Source organism: Streptococcus suis (assembly GCF_016775005.1).
GTDB lineage: Bacteria > Bacillota > Bacilli > Lactobacillales > Streptococcaceae > Streptococcus > Streptococcus suivaginalis.
Genome location: NZ_JAEUXI010000004.1, coordinates 158,759 through 176,784, shown reverse-complemented (window position 1 = coordinate 176,784; position 18,026 = coordinate 158,759). Strand labels below are relative to the sequence as shown.

The 18,026-nt window shown below is 41.1% G+C and carries 24 protein-coding genes; all 24 read left to right on the top strand.

What is annotated here, in order from left to right; translation table 11 throughout:
- The first annotated feature begins 185 nt into the window (after positions 1-185).
- The 24 genes from JNG37_RS05885 to JNG37_RS05770 all read left to right on the top strand — a co-directional run bounded on the left by JNG37_RS05885 (position 186) and on the right by JNG37_RS05770 (position 17,994).
- Complete coding sequence (locus tag JNG37_RS05885) at positions 186-2,471, top strand: phage/plasmid primase, P4 family (RefSeq protein ID WP_158455172.1); 2,286 nt, start codon at positions 186-188, stop codon at positions 2,469-2,471.
- Between the two features lie 284 nt (positions 2,472-2,755).
- Positions 2,756-3,037 carry a VRR-NUC domain-containing protein gene (locus JNG37_RS05880; RefSeq protein WP_024412700.1) on the top strand — a complete coding sequence of 94 codons (282 nt, stop codon included), beginning with the start codon at positions 2,756-2,758 and terminating at the stop codon, positions 3,035-3,037.
- Positions 3,018-4,394, top strand: coding sequence for an SNF2-related protein (locus JNG37_RS05875; protein ID WP_024412699.1), 1,377 nt, complete (start codon positions 3,018-3,020; stop codon positions 4,392-4,394). Before JNG37_RS05880 ends, JNG37_RS05875 begins: the two co-directional genes overlap by 20 nt.
- On the top strand, positions 4,387-4,863 hold the full coding sequence (locus JNG37_RS05870; RefSeq protein WP_158455170.1) for a hypothetical protein: 477 nt from the start codon (positions 4,387-4,389) through the stop codon (positions 4,861-4,863). Before JNG37_RS05875 ends, JNG37_RS05870 begins: the two co-directional genes overlap by 8 nt.
- Before the next feature lie 194 nt (positions 4,864-5,057).
- On the top strand, positions 5,058-5,240 hold the full coding sequence (locus JNG37_RS05865) for a DUF6900 domain-containing protein (protein ID WP_024412697.1): 183 nt from the start codon (positions 5,058-5,060) through the stop codon (positions 5,238-5,240).
- 47 nt (positions 5,241-5,287) lie between these two features.
- Positions 5,288-6,325, top strand: coding sequence for a methionine adenosyltransferase (gene metK / locus JNG37_RS05860; protein WP_158455168.1), 1,038 nt, complete (start codon positions 5,288-5,290; stop codon positions 6,323-6,325).
- A 32-nt stretch (positions 6,326-6,357) separates the two neighbouring features.
- Positions 6,358-6,729, top strand: coding sequence for a hypothetical protein (locus tag JNG37_RS05855; RefSeq protein ID WP_158455165.1), 372 nt, complete (start codon positions 6,358-6,360; stop codon positions 6,727-6,729).
- A 24-nt stretch (positions 6,730-6,753) separates the two neighbouring features.
- Complete coding sequence (locus tag JNG37_RS05850) at positions 6,754-7,119, top strand: HNH endonuclease (RefSeq protein WP_158455162.1); 366 nt, start codon at positions 6,754-6,756, stop codon at positions 7,117-7,119.
- Between the two features lie 299 nt (positions 7,120-7,418).
- Positions 7,419-7,880, top strand: coding sequence for a helix-turn-helix domain-containing protein (locus JNG37_RS05845; RefSeq protein WP_158455159.1), 462 nt, complete (start codon positions 7,419-7,421; stop codon positions 7,878-7,880).
- Complete coding sequence (locus JNG37_RS05840; protein WP_158455156.1) at positions 7,852-9,105, top strand: site-specific DNA-methyltransferase; 1,254 nt, start codon at positions 7,852-7,854, stop codon at positions 9,103-9,105. The genes JNG37_RS05845 and JNG37_RS05840 overlap by 29 nt, the downstream gene beginning before the upstream one ends.
- Before the next feature lie 96 nt (positions 9,106-9,201).
- A complete protein-coding gene (locus tag JNG37_RS05835) occupies positions 9,202-9,450 on the top strand; it encodes an Nmad4 family putative nucleotide modification protein (protein ID WP_158455348.1) in 249 nt (82 codons plus the stop codon).
- 1 nt (position 9,451) lies between these two features.
- Positions 9,452-9,664, top strand: a complete 213-nt coding sequence (locus tag JNG37_RS05830) for a DUF4314 domain-containing protein (RefSeq protein WP_063077092.1) — start codon at positions 9,452-9,454, stop codon at positions 9,662-9,664.
- 282 nt (positions 9,665-9,946) lie between these two features.
- Positions 9,947-10,420, top strand: a complete 474-nt coding sequence (locus JNG37_RS05825) for a phage terminase small subunit P27 family (RefSeq protein WP_024414194.1) — start codon at positions 9,947-9,949, stop codon at positions 10,418-10,420.
- Positions 10,417-12,009: a terminase large subunit gene (locus JNG37_RS05820; RefSeq protein WP_099832204.1), complete on the top strand. Its 1,593-nt coding sequence runs from the start codon at positions 10,417-10,419 to the stop codon at positions 12,007-12,009. The genes JNG37_RS05825 and JNG37_RS05820 overlap by 4 nt, the downstream gene beginning before the upstream one ends.
- Positions 12,010-12,070: 61 nt before the next feature.
- Positions 12,071-12,448, top strand: a complete 378-nt coding sequence (locus tag JNG37_RS05815) for a hypothetical protein (protein ID WP_238336271.1) — start codon at positions 12,071-12,073, stop codon at positions 12,446-12,448.
- Positions 12,449-12,505: 57 nt separating this feature from the next.
- Positions 12,506-13,789 (top strand): phage portal protein, encoded by a 1,284-nt coding sequence (locus tag JNG37_RS05810; protein WP_158455153.1) that lies wholly within the window; start codon positions 12,506-12,508, stop codon positions 13,787-13,789.
- Entirely contained in the window at positions 13,782-14,477 is a 696-nt protein-coding gene (locus JNG37_RS05805) for a head maturation protease, ClpP-related (protein ID WP_158455151.1), read from the top strand. Before JNG37_RS05810 ends, JNG37_RS05805 begins: the two co-directional genes overlap by 8 nt.
- An 18-nt stretch (positions 14,478-14,495) precedes the next feature.
- Complete coding sequence (locus JNG37_RS05800) at positions 14,496-15,701, top strand: phage major capsid protein (protein ID WP_158455148.1); 1,206 nt, start codon at positions 14,496-14,498, stop codon at positions 15,699-15,701.
- Positions 15,702-15,703: 2 nt separating this feature from the next.
- Positions 15,704-15,961: a head-tail connector protein gene (locus JNG37_RS05795; RefSeq protein WP_044688773.1), complete on the top strand. Its 258-nt coding sequence runs from the start codon at positions 15,704-15,706 to the stop codon at positions 15,959-15,961.
- A complete protein-coding gene (locus tag JNG37_RS05790; RefSeq protein WP_099809781.1) occupies positions 15,961-16,299 on the top strand; it encodes a head-tail adaptor protein in 339 nt (112 codons plus the stop codon). The genes JNG37_RS05795 and JNG37_RS05790 overlap by 1 nt, the downstream gene beginning before the upstream one ends.
- Positions 16,292-16,660 carry an HK97 gp10 family phage protein gene (locus JNG37_RS05785; protein WP_044688771.1) on the top strand — a complete coding sequence of 123 codons (369 nt, stop codon included), beginning with the start codon at positions 16,292-16,294 and terminating at the stop codon, positions 16,658-16,660. Before JNG37_RS05790 ends, JNG37_RS05785 begins: the two co-directional genes overlap by 8 nt.
- A 6-nt stretch (positions 16,661-16,666) precedes the next feature.
- Entirely contained in the window at positions 16,667-16,993 is a 327-nt protein-coding gene (locus tag JNG37_RS05780; protein ID WP_044688770.1) for a hypothetical protein, read from the top strand.
- Position 16,994: 1 nt separating this feature from the next.
- The gene (locus JNG37_RS05775) at positions 16,995-17,564 is read left to right on the top strand and encodes a major tail protein (protein ID WP_024376948.1); all 570 of its coding nucleotides are present in this window, start codon (positions 16,995-16,997) and stop codon (positions 17,562-17,564) included.
- Between the two features lie 10 nt (positions 17,565-17,574).
- On the top strand, positions 17,575-17,994 hold the full coding sequence (locus JNG37_RS05770) for a hypothetical protein (RefSeq protein ID WP_024407624.1): 420 nt from the start codon (positions 17,575-17,577) through the stop codon (positions 17,992-17,994).
- The last annotated feature ends 32 nt before the right edge of the window (positions 17,995-18,026 follow it).

Here is an 18,026-nt window from a genome sequence, read left to right as displayed (position 1 = left end):
TAAGAGATGTTTTTCCGCTTCTCACTATAATTTTTTGAACATAAAAAAGTTTCCTGTGCATTTAATAGGAAACTTTTATTTTTCTAATAAAATTTTCGGAAGTGCGGAAAATCATCTCTGTTTCTTACTTAGTAAGGTAGGAAGCAAGTTTCCTAATTTAAAAACTAAAGACGGAGGCATATCAAATGAAATTTACCCTATCTCATTCTGGACAGACAGGAATACAAACAACTACGGTCTATCCAAATATGGTAACTATCACTGATAAAGCTATCTTACAAAACGTAGCTCAATTCGACCATGTGGCAGGTCTTTTTGTCCAAAATACTCGCTCCAATGTCAACTTTATCAAGTCAGATGTGTTAGTCATGGATATTGATAATGATCACACAGAAAATCCTGATGAATGGATAACTGTAGAACGATTAAAAGAAATCTTTGCGGATTACAATTTTGCCTTGGTCACCAGTAGAAGTCATTTGAAGGCTAAAGGTGGCAAAGCACCTCGACCGAAGTTTCACATCTATTTTCAGATTGAAGAGGTAGCGGATAAAGACATCTATGTAGCAATGAAGGAAGAACTTTGTAATCAATACAAGTTTTTTGATGATAATGCCAAGGATGCGGCACGATTCTTCTTTGGAAATCCCAATGCACAGGTTATATGGCATGATTCATGGCTAACTATTGATGAAGATTTGTTTCAAGCTGTGTCTATTGAAGACGAGGAAGATTTCGATGCAGACTTCTATACGCCTCCAAGTGGACCAATCCAGCAAGGCAGTCGTAACTCTACCATGTCAGTCTTTGCAGCAAAAATTCTAAAACGTTTAGGAGTAACGCAAGAATCAAGAGATGGCTTTGATGAACAGGCTCAGAAATGTGTACCGCCACTTGATAAAGCAGAGTTAGATACCATCTGGGGTAGTGCTGTGCGATTCTACAATAGAACTATAAAAACATCTAAAGGCTACGTGGCTCCCGACGCTTTCAATAGAGAAACATTAAAACCAGATGATTACTCTGATGTTGGGGAAGCGGGAGTTCTTGCTAGAGAGTATGCGAACAGGCTCGCATATACCAATGCAACGGACTATCTTTACTATGACGGAACTCACTGGCGTGAGAATAAACAGTTGGCATTAGGTGCAGTTGTACACTTTACCGATGAACAACTTGCTGAAGCGAATGCATTCTTGGAAACTGCAGAAAAACAACTTCAGTCTTCAGGTATTGATGAATTGACCATTAAGGCTGGAGGAAAACATCTAGAAAAAGCAGTTGAAACTCCACTTCAATTGAAGTATTTAAAAGCCTATCTAGCTGCCAAAGAGTTTCATAAATTTGTCATGAAACATCGTGACTATAAGAATTTGATGGCTGTCTATAATACAGCTAAACCAATGCTTTCAGTAGAATTGTCAGAATTAGATAGTGATGACTTATTACTCAATACCCCAGAGGCTACCTATGATTTACGAAAAGGAATAAATGGGCAACAAGAACACAATCCTGAAGATTACATAACAAAAATAACCGCAGTCTCCCCTAGTGATCAGGGAATGGGATTATGGCAGGAAACTTTAGCCACCTTTTTCTGTAATGACCAAGAATTGATTGACTATGTTCAAGAAATTATTGGTATGGCAGCTATCGGTAAGGTCTATCAGGAACACATGATTATTGCCTATGGAGGCGGAGCGAACGGCAAGTCTACTTTTTGGAATACCATCGCTCGTGTGCTAGGGAGCTATTCAGGTAAATTATCTGCGGATGCCTTAACTATGTCAAACAAGCGTAATGTCAGTCCTGAGCTTGCTGAGCTTAAAGGGAAACGTCTGGTCATTGCTTCTGAAATGGCAGAAGGGATGCGACTCAATACTGCGGTTGTTAAGCAGATTACCTCAACAGATGAAATCCAAGCAGAGAAGAAGTACAAGGATCCATTCCACTTCGTGCCCTCACACACGCTGGTTCTTTACACTAACCATCTGCCTAAAGTAGGGGCGAACGATGATGGAACTTGGCGACGTTTGGTTGTTATCCCGTTTAACGCCAAAATCACTGGTCGCTCTGACATCAAAAACTTTGCGGATTATCTGTACGACAATGCAGCACCAGCAATCATGTCTTGGATTATAGAAGGTGCAGAAAAAGCCATCAAAGCGAACTTCAAAACAAAAGTACCAACTGCCGTATCAGCTTCCGTCAAAGCTTACCGAGAAGCCAATGACTGGTTGGGACATTTTCTTAGCGATTGTTGTCAAGTTGGTGATCAGTTGTCAGAAAAATCAGGAGAACTTTACAGTCAGTATCGTGCCTATTGCGCCAAAAACATGGAGTACACACGCAGTACGACCGATTTTTATTCTGCTCTTGATCAGGCAGGTTTTAAACGAAAACGGACAAGTAAAGGTAACTTCATTCTTGGTTTGAAATTGGTTGATGATGGCTATGATTTCTTAGATTAATGACCAACATTTTTAGCCAACTTACTTCCACAATAGAGGTATTTGATTATTTTAGGTGTGTAGGTCGTTGACTGAAAGGTTGGAACTTATTTTGAATGAGGTTTCAGATAAATGCTTAAAACGACCAACATGAGTGACATTTTTTGATTTTGTGTAGGTCTATTATGGTCTTTTCTAAAACTATCCTATAAGCAAAAATTACTATAAAAAAAGCCTATAAGGGGAGTTTTGGAAATGACTGCACTAGACCTACACACTTCAATTTGACGAAAGGATTTAGAACGATGAGAGAAAAGTACGTTGAGCAAGCTTTGGTGAAGTCTGTGAAAGCTCGAGGAGGGATTTGTCCTAAGTGGGTATCTCCATCTTTTTCTGGTGTGCCAGACAGGTTGGTGTTTTTACCCAATGGCAAGTTTGGCTTGGCGGAAGTGAAGGCTCCTGACCAAAAGCCAAGGAAGTTACAAGGGTCAAGACATAAACTATTCGAGCGATTAGGCTTTAAGGTCTATGTCATTGACCGCATTGAGATGATTGGAGAAGTGCTAGATGAAATTGACATTACATAACTATCAGGTAGTCGCCAAGGACTTCATCATGGGTCACCCTCATGCAGCAGTCATCCTAGACATGGGGATGGGAAAGACGGCTACAACCTTGTCTGCAGTGAATGAATTGATGTTTGACCGATTTGAAGTCACAAAGGTTTTGGTTATTGCCCCGCTTCGAGTCGCAAATACAGTATGGAGTGATGAGATTGAGCAATGGTCTGAGTTGCGTCACTTACGGTATTCGAAAATAGTTGGTACTCCCAAGCAACGAATGGTAGCTCTACAGAAAGATGCGGATATCTATATCGTCAATCGTGAAAACCTACCTTGGCTGGTGGAACAATGTAGTCCCTATTTCAAGTGGGATATGGTAGTGATTGATGAATTGAGTTCTTTCAAGTCTTGGCAGTCCAAGCGTTTCAAAGCCTTTATGGCAATGCGTCCTTACATGAAACGTATTGTTGGACTAACTGGAACACCGAGTTCTAATGGACTGATGGACTTGTTCGCAGAGTTTAAAGTCATTGATGGAGGAGAACGTCTTGGTCGCTTCATCGGTGAGTTTCGTAGTCGCTACTTTGAAGAAGGTCGTCGCAACGGAAACATTGTCTATGAATACATCCCCATGGATTATGCGGAGTGTCAAATTCAAGACAAGATTAGTGATATTACCATTTCCATGAAAGCCCTAGATTATCTGGATATGCCTGAATTGATCTCTACCAAGAAACTGGTGCGCATGACAGAAAAGGAAAAAGAAAAATACATTCAGTTTAAGAAAGAGTATGTATTGTCAGAGTTAGATGGACTAGAAGTAACTGCTGCCAATGCTGCAAGCCTTACGAGCAAGTTAGTTCAGTTGTCCAATGGAGCCGTATATTCTGATGATCATTCGGTTGTGGCATTACATGAACAGAAACTAGATGCCCTTGAGGATATCCTCGAATCCGCGAATGGAGAACCTGTCTTAGTTGCCTATTGGTTCAAACATGACTTGGCTCGGATTCTGGGTCGTTTAGAAAAACTCAAGGTAAAGAGTCGGGTGTTGAAAACAGAAGAAGATATTCGTGAATGGAATAAAGGTAATGTTTCAGTTGGCTTACTTCATCCAGCTGGAGCAGGTCATGGTTTGAACCTCCAAAAAGGCGGTCACCACTTGGTCTGGTTTGGTTTAACATGGTCGTTGGAACTATACCAACAAACGAATGCACGGCTTTGGCGACAGGGACAAGAGTCTGAGACTGTTATTATCCAACACATTGTGACTGAGGGAACGATTGATGAGGAAATCCTGAAGGCACTAGAAAACAAAGATGCGCAACAAGAACGGCTGATTGCAGCTGTTAAAGCACAAGTAGGAGGGGCAGATGGATAAGGCAGAGCACATACTGACGAATTACAATGAACTCAAAAGTGACTTGGAGATGTTAAAGTATCGTTTGGAACATTTCAAACCAGTGACAGAAAATGAGGTTATTGGTTCACTCGTTTTTGAAAAATCTGATGAACCTAGAGTTAAAAGTACACCTACTAATCAACGGTCAGAGATGATTGCACTGAATTTTCGTGAGAAGATGATTCAGGAAAACGAGGAACAATTGGCAGATTTATCGCAACGGTATATCCGATTGGCTAATGACCTTGATAATTTTGAGATGGCTTTAAAATTTCTAAAGGGAGATTTATATGATTTTGCTCAATCCATGCTTAAGACAGATAGTAATTGGGATAGCTTGATGAGAGAGTTTCATATTAGCCGAAGTACTGTTAGAAATTGGCGACGTAAGGTCTTAGACCATGTTAGGGAAGTTTATCTGAAAATGGGATTTTCTTTGGAAAAGTAACCTCCCCCTGACCTACCCTTGACCTACCAGTAACCTCCCCCTGCACTAAGTGTGACCTAACATTGACCTCACTTTGTCAAAATTTGTGGTAGAATTGTAAGTGTCAAAAAAGATAAAAAATACTCAGAAATGACTGGATATATCTCCTTTTTAGAGTTAATATGTACACAACAAAAGAAGAGGAGAACAATACCATGACAAAACGCCAACAAGAAAAACTGGATGCGATTTTTACAAGGATTGCTCAAGAGGAATTACAAGTTGAAACCTTGGAACAACGCTGGAGCGATAACCTTGATTTCTACGACATTCCAGTTTGGGGAATTAAAAAAGCACTCGAACGAGCCTACGAAGCAGGACAACAATCAGTAAAATAAAGTAAAGCCTAGCCTCATAAAGGTTGGGCTTTTTGCGTGGAGGAATTATGATTATTTCTAGTGAACAGGTGTCGGTTGGACACCCAGATAAAATCTGTGATCAGATTTCAGATGCCATTTTGACGGAGTGTCTCAAGTTTGACAAATCAAGTCGAGTGGCAGTTGAGACCTTAATCAAGGATAACCAGGTTATAGTAGCTGGTGAAATTTCGACAAGACATAACTTTAATCTCGAGAACATTGTACGACAGGTTGTCGAGCCACTTGGTATGAAGAATGTTCGGGTAACTAACCTACTTGGACTCCAAAGTTCTGATATTGCCCAAGGTGTTGATAATGGTGGTGCTGGTGACCAAGGAATGATGTTTGGTTATGCGACAGATGAAACACCTGAGTACCTGCCACTTCCTTATGTCTTAGCAACTCGAGTCCTTGAGAAACTGATGTCACTTGGTCACCCTTTACTTGGAAAGGATGCTAAGGCACAGGTATCCTACGACTATGAGAAGAAACGGATTGATACTTTCTTAGTTTCCATCCAACATACCGAAACGGCTGACCTTGCCAAAGTAAAACGAATTGTGACAGAAGCCATGATGGCAGTAGCACTTCGTTACCGTCAGAATCTAGATTTCAAAGTTCTAGTCAATCCAACAGGTCGTTTTGTACTTGGTGGCTCATTTGCGGATGCAGGAGTTACTGGTAGAAAGATTGTGGCAGATACCTACGGAGGTTTCGCACGTCATGGTGGCGGGGCTTTCTCTGGAAAAGACCCAAGCAAGGTTGACCGCTCCGCAGCATACATGGCACGAAAGATTGCCAAGGATATTGTTCGAGAAGGGTATGCGAAACGATGTGAAGTACAATTAGCCTACGCCATTGGAGTTGCAGAACCTGTGTCGGTGCATGTAGAAACCTTTGGAACCAGTCGCTACACCACAAAACAACTGGAAGGAATGGTTCGTGAGCGGTATGATTTAACACCACGAGGTATCATTAAGAAACTGAATCTCTTGAATGTAGACTATACCAAAACATCTTGCTTCGGGCATTTCACGAAAGACCATCTACCTTGGGAGAAATAGTGATATAATTGATAGAGTAAAGGAGTGTTCAAATGTCCAAACCTCAAGTATCCTCTATAACCGTATCACTTTTTGGATTCATGTTGCCGATGATTTCAATTGACATTAACATTGAAGAAAAATTGGTAAGTATTAAAAAATTTCCAGAGACAGAAGCAGAGATAAAAACAATTTCAGATCTCCGATTATTTGTATTCTTAAATCAATTAAAACGTGTGAAACTGTCTGAATGGAAGGAATATTATCCGAATGAAATGGAGATATTAGATGGTACACAGTGGCATGTATCGTTTGTCATGAATGGAAGAACCTACGATTGCTCGGGTGATAATAATTATCCACGAGAATGGATGTTGTTTTGTAGGGCGATCAATAGATTAGCAAAGTGCAATTACTTAGATTAATTGTACTTTTTCTATGGAGGAAAAATGCCAAGAAGACCAAGTACACCTTGTAAACAAAATGGTTGTCCTAACTTAGTACCTTATGGTCACAAGTATTGTGACAACCATAAATCAAACCTGCAACTGGAGGCCAAGTCAACCAAAGCCAAAGGATACAATGGCCAGTGGACCAAAGCACGACTTCGTTACTTAAAAGTTCATCCACTCTGTGTTCAATGCAAAGCCAAAGGTCGACTGACCAAGGCAACTGTAGTTGACCATATTACACCCCACCGAGGTGACCAAGAACGCTTTTGGAATCAAACTAACTGGCAAGCACTTTGTAAGTCTTGTCATGATAGAAAGACCAAGACGACTGACCGATATGTGGAGTATACGTATCGATTTTAGTCTTGGAGTTTCGTTACAAAAGTATCTCATTTTTCACCCATTGGGGGAGGGGGGATAAAATCTCTAAACCCTTGGGAGACTAAGACCGACGCCCCCTCAAACGTGCAATTTCGCAAAATTCGCAAGCGGGTACATTAAAATCGCTTCATTTTGACGTTCCTTCCCACCGTTATCACGTTTCCAGTGTGGGGATGTAGCGTTCCCTAGTATGTAATTTTGGTAATAATAATAGTGAAAAAGGCTAGAAACAATGGTGAAAATAGTTGTTTTTAGTCCTTTTTTGTTTGAAAGGAAAACAAATGGACGAAAGTCAACGCAAACAAATCTGGAAAATGCGAGGAGAAGGTCTTGGCTATGGCTTAATCGGTAAGGCTACAGGACTGTCTAGAGATTCCGTTAAGAAATACTGTAAACGAAATCCAGCATTGCTTGGTCATGGTGCTGTTACTAAGCAGATGGCAAAAGCCGACCAGAATGATGGACTTCGTTGCCCACAGTGTTATCAAGCACTTAAAACTCACAAAATAGGTAGACCGAAGAAGTTCTGTTCGGATAAATGTCGTAAGGTTTGGTGGACCACTCATTCTGACGAACACGATAAATCAAAAACCGCTTATGAAGAATTGACTTGCCAACAATGTGGCAGGTCATTTTTATCTTATGCCAATCCGAATAGAAAATATTGTAGCCATCCGTGTTACATTCAATCACGCTTTTATAAAGGAGAAACCAATGACAAGTCAACCAACAATGGAAATTAGAGAGATTCGATTGTCTGAACTACACCCAGCCTCTTACAATCCTCGCAAAAAACTCAAAAAGGGTGACAAGGAGTATGAAAAGATTAAGCAAAGCCTACTCAAGTTTGGCTACGTTGACCCCATCATTGTCAATAAAGATTTGACGGTTATTGGTGGCCATCAACGATTAACTGTATTGAAGGACTTAGACTATGAAACTGCCAAATGTGTCATTGTCGATTTATCCAAGGAAGATGAAAAGGCTTTAAACATTGCCCTTAATAAAATCACAGGTCAATGGGATGACCAGCTTTTGGCGGACTTGCTTTTGGATTTACAAGAGTCAGATTTCAATCTCGACCTGACTGGTTTTGAAACACCAGAAATTGACGATATTCTATCAAATGTCCATGATAAAGACCTATCAGATGATGACTTTGATGTAGAAGAGGAATTAAAGAAACCCACCTTTTCAAAACGAGGGGACATTTGGCAACTTGGTAAGCACCGAGTGATTTGTGGAGACTCTACGAAAGCTGAAACTTATGACAAACTTTTAGGTGATAAAAAGGCAAATTTGGTTGTGACAGACCCTCCCTATAATGTTGATGTGGAAGAAACAGCTGGAAAGATTCTCAATGACAATATGCCTGATAGTGACTTTTACCAGTTTCTCTTTACCATGTTTACTCAGGTAGAAAAACATATAGAAGCTGATGCCTCCATCTATGTTTTCCATGCGGATACGGAAGGACTGAACTTCCGAAAGGCATTTAAAGATGCAGGTTTCTATCTCAGTGGGTGTTGCATTTGGAAGAAGAATTCACTTGTTCTCGGACGCAGTCCCTATCAGTGGCAACACGAACCTTGCCTATTTGGCTGGAAACAAAAGGGAAAACACCAGTGGTTCAGTGACCGTAAACAAACAACTATTTGGGAATATGACCGCCCTAAATCCAGTAAAGACCACCCAACGATGAAACCCATTCCGCTCATGGCCTATCCTATTCAAAATTCATCCATGCGTGGGACGATTGTTCTTGATCCATTCCTTGGTTCTGGTTCAACCCTAATGGCCGCAGATCAAACTGGTCGTATTTGTTACGGCATTGAGTTGGATGAAAAGTTTGTGGATGTCATTGTCAAACGTTATATAGAGTCAACAGGAAATGACAACGTGACGGTATTGCGAGATGGACGGAAATTGACGCTTGATGAAGCAACTTCCATTTTAACAAGCGAATAATAATCAAATATTTCTTTAAAAAAATCGAGAAATGACTGGATATATGACTCCTTTAGAGGTAATATGTACACAACAAAAGAAGAGGAGAACAAATCCATGACAACAACACTTGAAAAACTTTACGACATCTACCCAGCTACCGCAAGCATCATTCCTTACAAAGATTGGGTCATCATTGCATCGAATGGATATAAAGGAACAGAAGTTGAGATTTACGAAACGGCTGATAGTCTTGAAGAGTTTGAAAACTTCGAACGCAGATTTGACCGCATTTACCAAGAAGCAGGAACATTCGAAGACTTTGGACATGCCGTTAAGTGGGCATTTGAAAAGATTGGAGAATAACATGGACGCAAAAATTTTCAATAATCTAAAGACAACCTATCCTGTTGGGACTAAGGTTAGATTAGTTAGAATGGATGACCCACATCCAGTTCCTAAAGGCACACTTGGAACTGTGATTGGAGTGGATGACATTGGTTCACTCTTAGTTAAGTGGGAAAACGGCAGTTGCCTAAATGTTTTGTATGGAATTGATATCGTAGAAAAGGTAATGTGAGATGTGGGAAATTATGACTCGAACGGTTGGAGACAGACATTACGTTTGTGAGTTTCTCCGTGAAAGTACAACGGACCCAAGAAACATATACGGTGCTAGAAATCCAATACTGACTGACAAGCGAGATGGTAAATATATCTACTAATATAGATATGGACACAAAATAGATAACATGGACGATATTGACAGAACTGTCTGACAGGCTGTACTTGATAACTTTAATGAACTTTAAGAATGAACTCGAATTGAGTTCTTTTTTCTTGCTCTAAAGGAGGTGAGATTGTGGCAATCAGGGGGCGAAAACCAAAGCCTACGAATATGAAAATACTTGAGGGAAACCCTGGTAAGCGACCACTCCCTACGAATGAAGTCAAACCCAAACAAAAAGCCCCACGTTGCCCACAGTGGCTTGAGGATGATGCAAAGAAGGAGTGGAAACGGATGGGAAAAATTCTCGAACAGATGGGAATTTTAACCGAAATGGACATGACTGCATTTGCAGGATATTGTCAAGCCTACGCTCGCTGGAAAGAGGCGGAAGAGTTCCTTTCCAAGCATGGCTCTATTATCAAAACTCCAAATGGCTATCTCCAACAAGTCCCTCAAGTCTCTATCAGCCAGACCAACCTCAAAATCATGCTTAAATTCTGTGAACAATTTGGTTTGACACCTTCAGCACGAAACCGTCTAGCAACGATGGATGCGGAAGTTGGTACAGGTGATGAAATGGAAGATTTGTTAGGAGGAATTTTATGAGCTATCATTATGAACCAAGTCCATTCATGCTTCCAACCTCACACTATGATAAGGCAAAGGCTGATAGGGCAGTAACATTTATCAATAACCTCTCCCATACCAAAGGCAAGTGGGCAGGAAAGCGATTTGATTTGTTACCGTGGCAGGAACAGATTGTCCGTGACCTATTTGGAATTGTCAAGGAGGATGGCAACCGTCAATTCCTAACAGCCTATATAGAAATTCCAAAGAAGAATGGCAAGTCTGAGCTAGCAGCAGCTATCGCTCTTTATCTGCTTTATGCTGATAATGAAGCCAGTGCAGAAGTTTATGGTGCGGCTTGTGACCGAAACCAAGCGTCAATCGTATTTGATGTAGCCAAGCAGATGGTGCAGATGAGTCGCCCCTTGGAAAAGCGTTCTAAGATAATGGGTGCTACCAAGCGTATTGTAAATTATTCTAACGCTGGGTTTTACCAAGTTCTTTCAGCAGAGACTGGGACAAAACATGGACTAAACGTATCTGGCTTGGTCTTTGATGAAATCCATGCTCAGCCAAATCGACATTTGTATGATGTATTAACCAAGGGATCAGGAGACGCAAGGGAACAACCTCTCTTTTTTATTATCACAACAGCTGGAACGGATAGGAACTCCATCTGTTATGAATTGCATACTAAAGCATTGGATATTCTGAATGGTAGAAAGAAGGACACATCATTCTATCCAGTGGTTTATGGATTATCCGATGAAGATGATTGGAATGATGAAGCAAACTGGAGAAGAGCCAACCCTTCACTAGGGCATACTATTGGGATTGACCGTGTTAGAGAAGCGTACCAACAGGCACTTGACAATCCTGCTGAAGAAAATGTCTTTAAGCAGCTCCGTCTAAATATGTGGACAAGTTCCAGTGTTGCTTGGATTCCAGAACATGTTTATGCTAAGGGAAATGCTCCTATTCAATATGAAAACCTCAAGGGTCGTAGTTGCTATGCAGGGCTAGACCTTTCTAGTACGTCCGATATAACAGCTTTTGTCTTGGTATTTCCTCCTAGATTTGAAGAGGAAAATTATATCGTACTGCCATACTTTTGGCTACCTGAGGATACACTGGAACTGAGATGTCGACGTGACCATGTTCTGTATGATGTTTGGGAGCGTCAGGGCTACATCAAAACTACGGAGGGAAATGTTGTTCACTATGGTTTTATCGAAAAATTTATAGAAGACTTATCGGAAATCTATCATATCAAGGAGATAGCCTATGACCGTTGGAATGCGACGCAGATGGTTCAGAATCTAGAAGGGATGGGCTTGACCATGGTGCCTTTTGGTCAGGGATACAAGGATATGAGTCCACCATCTAAGGAACTCTATAAACTAATGATGGAAGGCAAGATTCAACATGGTGGGCATCCTGTTCTGAAATGGATGGGACAAAACGTAGTCATGAGACAAGACCCCGCTGGCAATATCAAGCCAGATAAGGAAAAGTCAGTCGAGAAAATTGACGGTATTGTAGCACTCATAATGGGACTGGACCGTTGTATTCGTCATCAAACTGATGAAGGAAGCGTGTATGATGAACGTGGAATATTGAGTTTTTAGCTAAAAATTTATTCAAAAATAATGCAGAAATGACTGGATAATACTTCTCTTTAGAGTTAATATGTACACAACAAAAGAAGAGGGGAACAAAACAATGGCAACAAAAGCACGGATTGGATTATTGACTAAAAACCATACAGCACAAACAATCGAGGTAGCGTATGAAGGATATCCAGAATACACAGGGGAACTTCTAAAGAAACACTTTAAATCAAGCAAAGAAATTCGTGCATTACTTCAGAAAGGTGATATCATTCAGCTTGAAGATAGTCTTGATAAAATTGAACACGATGACTTACAGGGGAATGCCCAGCAACATCGTTTCATCGGTGACATCAGTCAATTGGCAGAGGATACCCTGGCAGGTTACATTTATCTTTTTCAAGAAAGTGATAGAACATGGTATCTTCTTGAAGAAGGAGAGATGAAAAACATCTAAGAACAAACGATAAGCACTTCAATTGAGGTGCTTTTTTCGTACTCAAAAGGAGGAACTATGGGACTACTAGATTTACTGGGACGTAAGCGAGCTAGGGATAAACCACGAAATAGTTATGAAGGTCAAGATTTTTCTTACCTCTTTGGTCGAACAACCAGCGGTGAAAACGTGGATGAGTTCAAAGCCATGCAGACGACAGCTGTTTATGCTTGTGTCCGTATCTTAGCTGAAGCAGTTGCCTCACTACCCATTCATGTTTATGAGAGAACGGCAACTGGAAAGGAGAGAAAGGCGGAACATCCCCTATATTTTCTCTTGCATGATGAACCTAATCCTGAGATGTCATCCTTTGTTTTTAGAGAAACCTTGATGACCCATCTACTGATATGGGGCAATGCCTATGTCCAGATTATCCGAGATAGGAGTGGACAGGTTATAAGTCTTTATCCGCTATTGCCAGATAAAATGTCTGTACATCGGGACGAAAGTGGAAAGCTCTATTACAAATACAAGCGTCAGACAGAAGAAAACCCAAACTTTAAGGAAAAGGGAGATGCTATATTGAAAGCAGAAGATGTTCTCCATGTTCCTGGTCTGGGGTTTGATGGCTTGATAGGTTATTCTCCAATCGCTCTTGCAAAAAATGCTATCGGTATGACCTTGGCTACAGAAAACTATGGAGCTTCATTCTTTAAGAATGGTGCAAATCCGGGTGGCGTTTTGGAACACCCAGGTATTCTCAAAGATCCCAAACGAGTGAGAGATTCATGGAATGCAGTCTATAATGGGGTAACCAATGCCCATAAAGTGGCAGTTCTTGAGGAAGGGATGAAATACACTCAAGTAGGCATACCACCTGAAGAAGCTCAGTTTCTTCAGACAAGAAAATTCCAAATCAATGAAATTGCAAGGCTATATCGCATTCCGCCACATATGGTTGGCGACTTGGAGAAATCCTCATTTTCAAACATTGAGCAACAATCTCTAGAATTTGTTAAATATACCTTAGACCCTTGGGTAGTTCGTCTCGAACAGGCTTTCAAGAGGTCTCTTTTTTTACCTGAAGAAAAGAAAACCTACTTTGTGAAGTTTAATGTGGATGGTCTTCTTCGTGGAGACTATCAGAGTCGAATGAATGGCTATGCGATTGGGAGACAAAATGGCTGGCTATCGACAAATGATATTCGTGAACTTGAGGACTTGAACCTCCTTTCAGATGAGGAAGGAGGCAATCTCTACTTGATAAACGGAAACATGACGAAACTGAAGGATGCAGGCGGCTTTATGAAACAAGCACCGCCAGAACAAGAAACTAAACCCGAGGAGTATATGGATGCATAAGTTTTGGAATTTTACAGAAGATGATAGCGGTCGAACTCTTCGAATAGAGGGGCAGATTGCTGATGAGACGTGGTTTGGCGATGAAGTCACGCCACAGGTATTTAAAAATGATTTACATGCAGGGAAAGGAGACATCACCCTCTGGATTAATAGTCCAGGGGGTGATGTTTTTGCGGCTGCTCAAATCTATAACATGCTGATGGATTACAAAGGTGATGTCCATGTAGTGATTGATGGATTGGCCGCAAGTGCTGCTAGTGTCATTGCCATGGCAGGTACAACGGTTTCTATGAGTCCAGTTGCCATGATGATGATTCACAACCCTTGGACTGTGGCACAAGGTGAAGCCAAGGACATGCAGAAGGTCATTGAAATGTTGGGAGAAATTAAGGAATCCATCATCAATGCCTATGAACTGAGAACAGGACTTTCAAGAACCAAACTCTCGCACCTCATGGACTCAGAGTCTTGGTTCAATGCCAAAAAGGCTGTTGAACTAGGCTTTGCGGACAAGATTCTCTTTGACAAACAAGAGGAACATGGAATGGAGACTGAGAGTTATTCTTTCAGTCGAAATGCTGCCCAACAAGATTTACTTGTAAAAATGCAGGCGAAACTTGAAGTCCAACAACCAAAGAAAACAATCCCTATCAATCAGTTGGAAAAACGATTGAATTTGCTCAAATAACGAAAGGAATATGAACTGATGTCTAAATTACTTGAATTGAAAGAAAAACGTAACCAAGCTTGGCAACAAGCAAAAACCTTCCTTGATTCTGTTCGCTCAGAGGACGGACTGGTATCAGAGGAAGATTCCAAACGCTATGATGACATGGAAGCAAAAATCAACCTCTACAATCAAGAGATTGCTCGGTTGGAGCGTCAAGAAAAGATTGACCTTGAACTATCTCAACCAGCATCACAGGCTCTAATTGGGCAGCCCACTACAGTTTTGAATGACAAGACTACTGAGGAGGAAAAGCAAGGTGTGGCTTCAGATAGCTATGCCAAGACATTCTGGACAAGTGTACGTAAGCGTCACTTCTTTGATGTCAAGGATGTCCTTCGAGTTGGGGAGGATACCGAAGGTGGTCATCTGGTTCCTGATGAGTATGAGAAGAAACTAGTTCAAGGATTACAAGAAGAGAATTTCTTCCGTAGCCTTGCGACTGTTATCAAAACATCTAGTGGTGAGCGAAAGATTCCTGTTGTGACTGGACATGGATCAGCCTCATGGATGGATGAAAATGGTTTATATCCAGAAACAGAAGAAACCTTTGGTCAGGTGACACTCGACTCTCATAAGATTGGTACTGCCATTCGTATTTCAGAAGAGTTGCTTAACGATTCAGTCTTTGACCTTGAGTCCTATATGACAGCTGAATTTGCTCGTCGTATTGGAACGGAAGAAGAAAAGGCATTCTTGATTGGTGATGGTTCTAAGAAACCGACAGGTATCTTTACTCAGGCAGAAGTTACAGGTCCAACGACTGCTACAAAGGATATTACCTTTGATGACATGATTGAATTGTATCATTCTCTACCAGCACCATATCGTAAGAACGCAGTTTGGATTTTACATGATACGACTGTCAAAGCTATCCGTAAACTCAAAGATAATAATGGCAATTACATTTGGCAGCCATCCACTCAAGCTGGACAACCAGATTTGATTCTAAATCGTCCATACTATACATCAACCTTTGCTCCACTTCCTGAAGTAGGAAACAAGGCCATTGCATTTGGTGATTTCTCATATTATTGGATTGCGGACCGTCAGGGACGTACCTTCAAACGTCTGAACGAACTCTATGCCAATAATGGACAGATTGGTTTTCTTGCTTCACAACGTGTTGATGGCAAGTTAGTCCTACCTGAAGCCGTGAAGACACTAACAGTAAAGGCTAAGTAGTCATGGTTAGTTTAGCAGAAGCAAAACAGTATCTTAAAGTGGAACACGAGGATGAGGATGGGCTGATTGAGCAGTTGCTTGAAACCTGTCAACAACTCTGTGAAGATATTCTGCGTCAATCGACCTATTCAGATGTTCTAAAGACGGCAATCCTATATGGGGTTGCCTATCTTTATGAACATAGAGAAGATGCAAATCATAAGGAGTTGAAGGAGACTCTCTATCACTTGTTGTTGGCTGAACGAAAGGATGTGTTCTGATGAAGATTGCACCTCTGAGAGAACGCTTGTCATTTCATGTTCGACAGATTGTTCAAGATGAGATTGGTAATGAAACTTCGACATGGCTCCCTTTATTTGAACGGTGGTGCTCTTGTCGTCCTCTCACCTTGACCGAAAGGGACGGTAGTGTGACGAAACTGGATCAAGAGAAAGTCCAGTTCACCCTCAGGTATGAAAAGGCAATTCTTGGACTTCATTCCTTAACGACTCGCATTCAATTTCGTGGTCAAACCTATGAGATTGAGTCGATTGATGGAGATACAGTGCCACGACAACTAATTTACATCGTCGCCATTAGGGAGGAGAGTTATGACTAGAATTGAACTAGATGCACTAGAAACTGCCATCGCAAATGAGCTGGCAGAATTTGTTGAGGATACAACAGAGGTGATGCGTGAAGTTGTAGAGGAAGTCACAGATGAATCCATTGAAACCTTGAAAGCAATGTCACCTAGAAAGAGTGGTTCCTATGCCAAAGGGTGGAAGAGTAAAGCAACGATTGATACCAGTACAGGTTTAACCAAAACCATTCATAATCGAACGCCAGGCCTGACGCATCTATTAGAAAATGGTCATGCAAAAAGCTCTGGCGGGCGAGTTGAGGGAATTAAGCATATCGCTCCCGTTGAGAAACAAGCGATACGAACCTTAGAAGAAAAGCTGAGAAAGCGAGTGTGATAAGACATGTTACTGAGCGAAATGTACTCCATTCTCAAAGAATTACAGCTCCCCCTCGCTTACCATCATTTTGAAGAAGGGAGTCGTCCAAGACCACCGTATCTGGTTTATTTAGTGACTGAATCAGAAAATCATGGTGCAGACAATTGGACCTATCATAAGCAGAATAATCTGCAAGTGGAACTCTATACTACTAAGAAAGATTTAGCAACTGAACAAAAGGTGGAGTCATTATTTGACAGCCACCTTATTTATTTTGAAAAAGTAGAGACCTATATCTCATCTGAGAAACTCTATCAAATAACCTATTACATCACATTACATGGAGGATAATATGGCTGAAAAGAATAAGGTCACCTTTGGACTACAAGATGTCCATTGGGCAGAAGTTACAAGCGAAGGTTCTGATGGTGCGTTGACATACGGCAATGTAGAACGCCTTCGTGGTGCTGCAGAATTAACCCTAGAACCAACAGGCGACAAGGGTTCTTATAAGGCAGACAATATCAATTTTTATACTACTGAGTCAAACGATGGTTATGAAGGAACGCTAAAAGTTGCTCTTCTAACGCAAGAATTTTTGACTCGAGTCCTTGGAGAACAGTTGGATGCGACGACAAATACCATTTCAGAAATCGCAAACAGCGAAAAGAAAAATTTTGCGTTGATGTTCCGTTTTGAAGGGGATAAAAAAGAAACATTACACGTTTTGTATTATTGTTACGCATCTCGACCGACAGTTGGTTCAAAAACCAAGTCTGGTTCAGATATCAATGAGGTAGAGTTGACCTTTACTGCCAGTCCTCGCCCTCTTGATAAGGTTGTACGTCGACGAACAACGGAGGAAACGAGTGATGAGATTCGTCAAAACTGGTTCAAGGCAGTTTTTGAACCTCGTAAGTAAGGAGTAGGCAATGAGAGAAAGTATTACCATAGCAGGAACAACCTACGAGTTAGCAACCAATGCCTACACACCAATTGCTTATAAAGAGCAGTTTGGTAAGGACTATTTCCAAGATCTCTTTTCTATGGTCAATAGTCAAGCTATCTTGGATAAGCTAGACCAGCTGGAGGAAGGGGAAGAACTCAAGGCAAGTCAGGTTGATGTGTCTATCTTATCTGACTTTGATATGACCTTTTTCCATCGTCTTTTTTGGGTTTTTGCCAAATCTGCCAATCCTCGTGTGAAACCTTTTGTGGATTTCTTCATGGAATTGGAGGAATTTCCAGTTCAGGAAGTAGCCCCTGTCTTGATGAATATGTTGAACCAAGGGATGTCAACCAGAAAAAAGCAGATGAAACAGAAACAGCGAGTGAAGAAATCTTCACAGTAGAGAGTTATTTCTCCTGTTGTAAGGAGACTGGT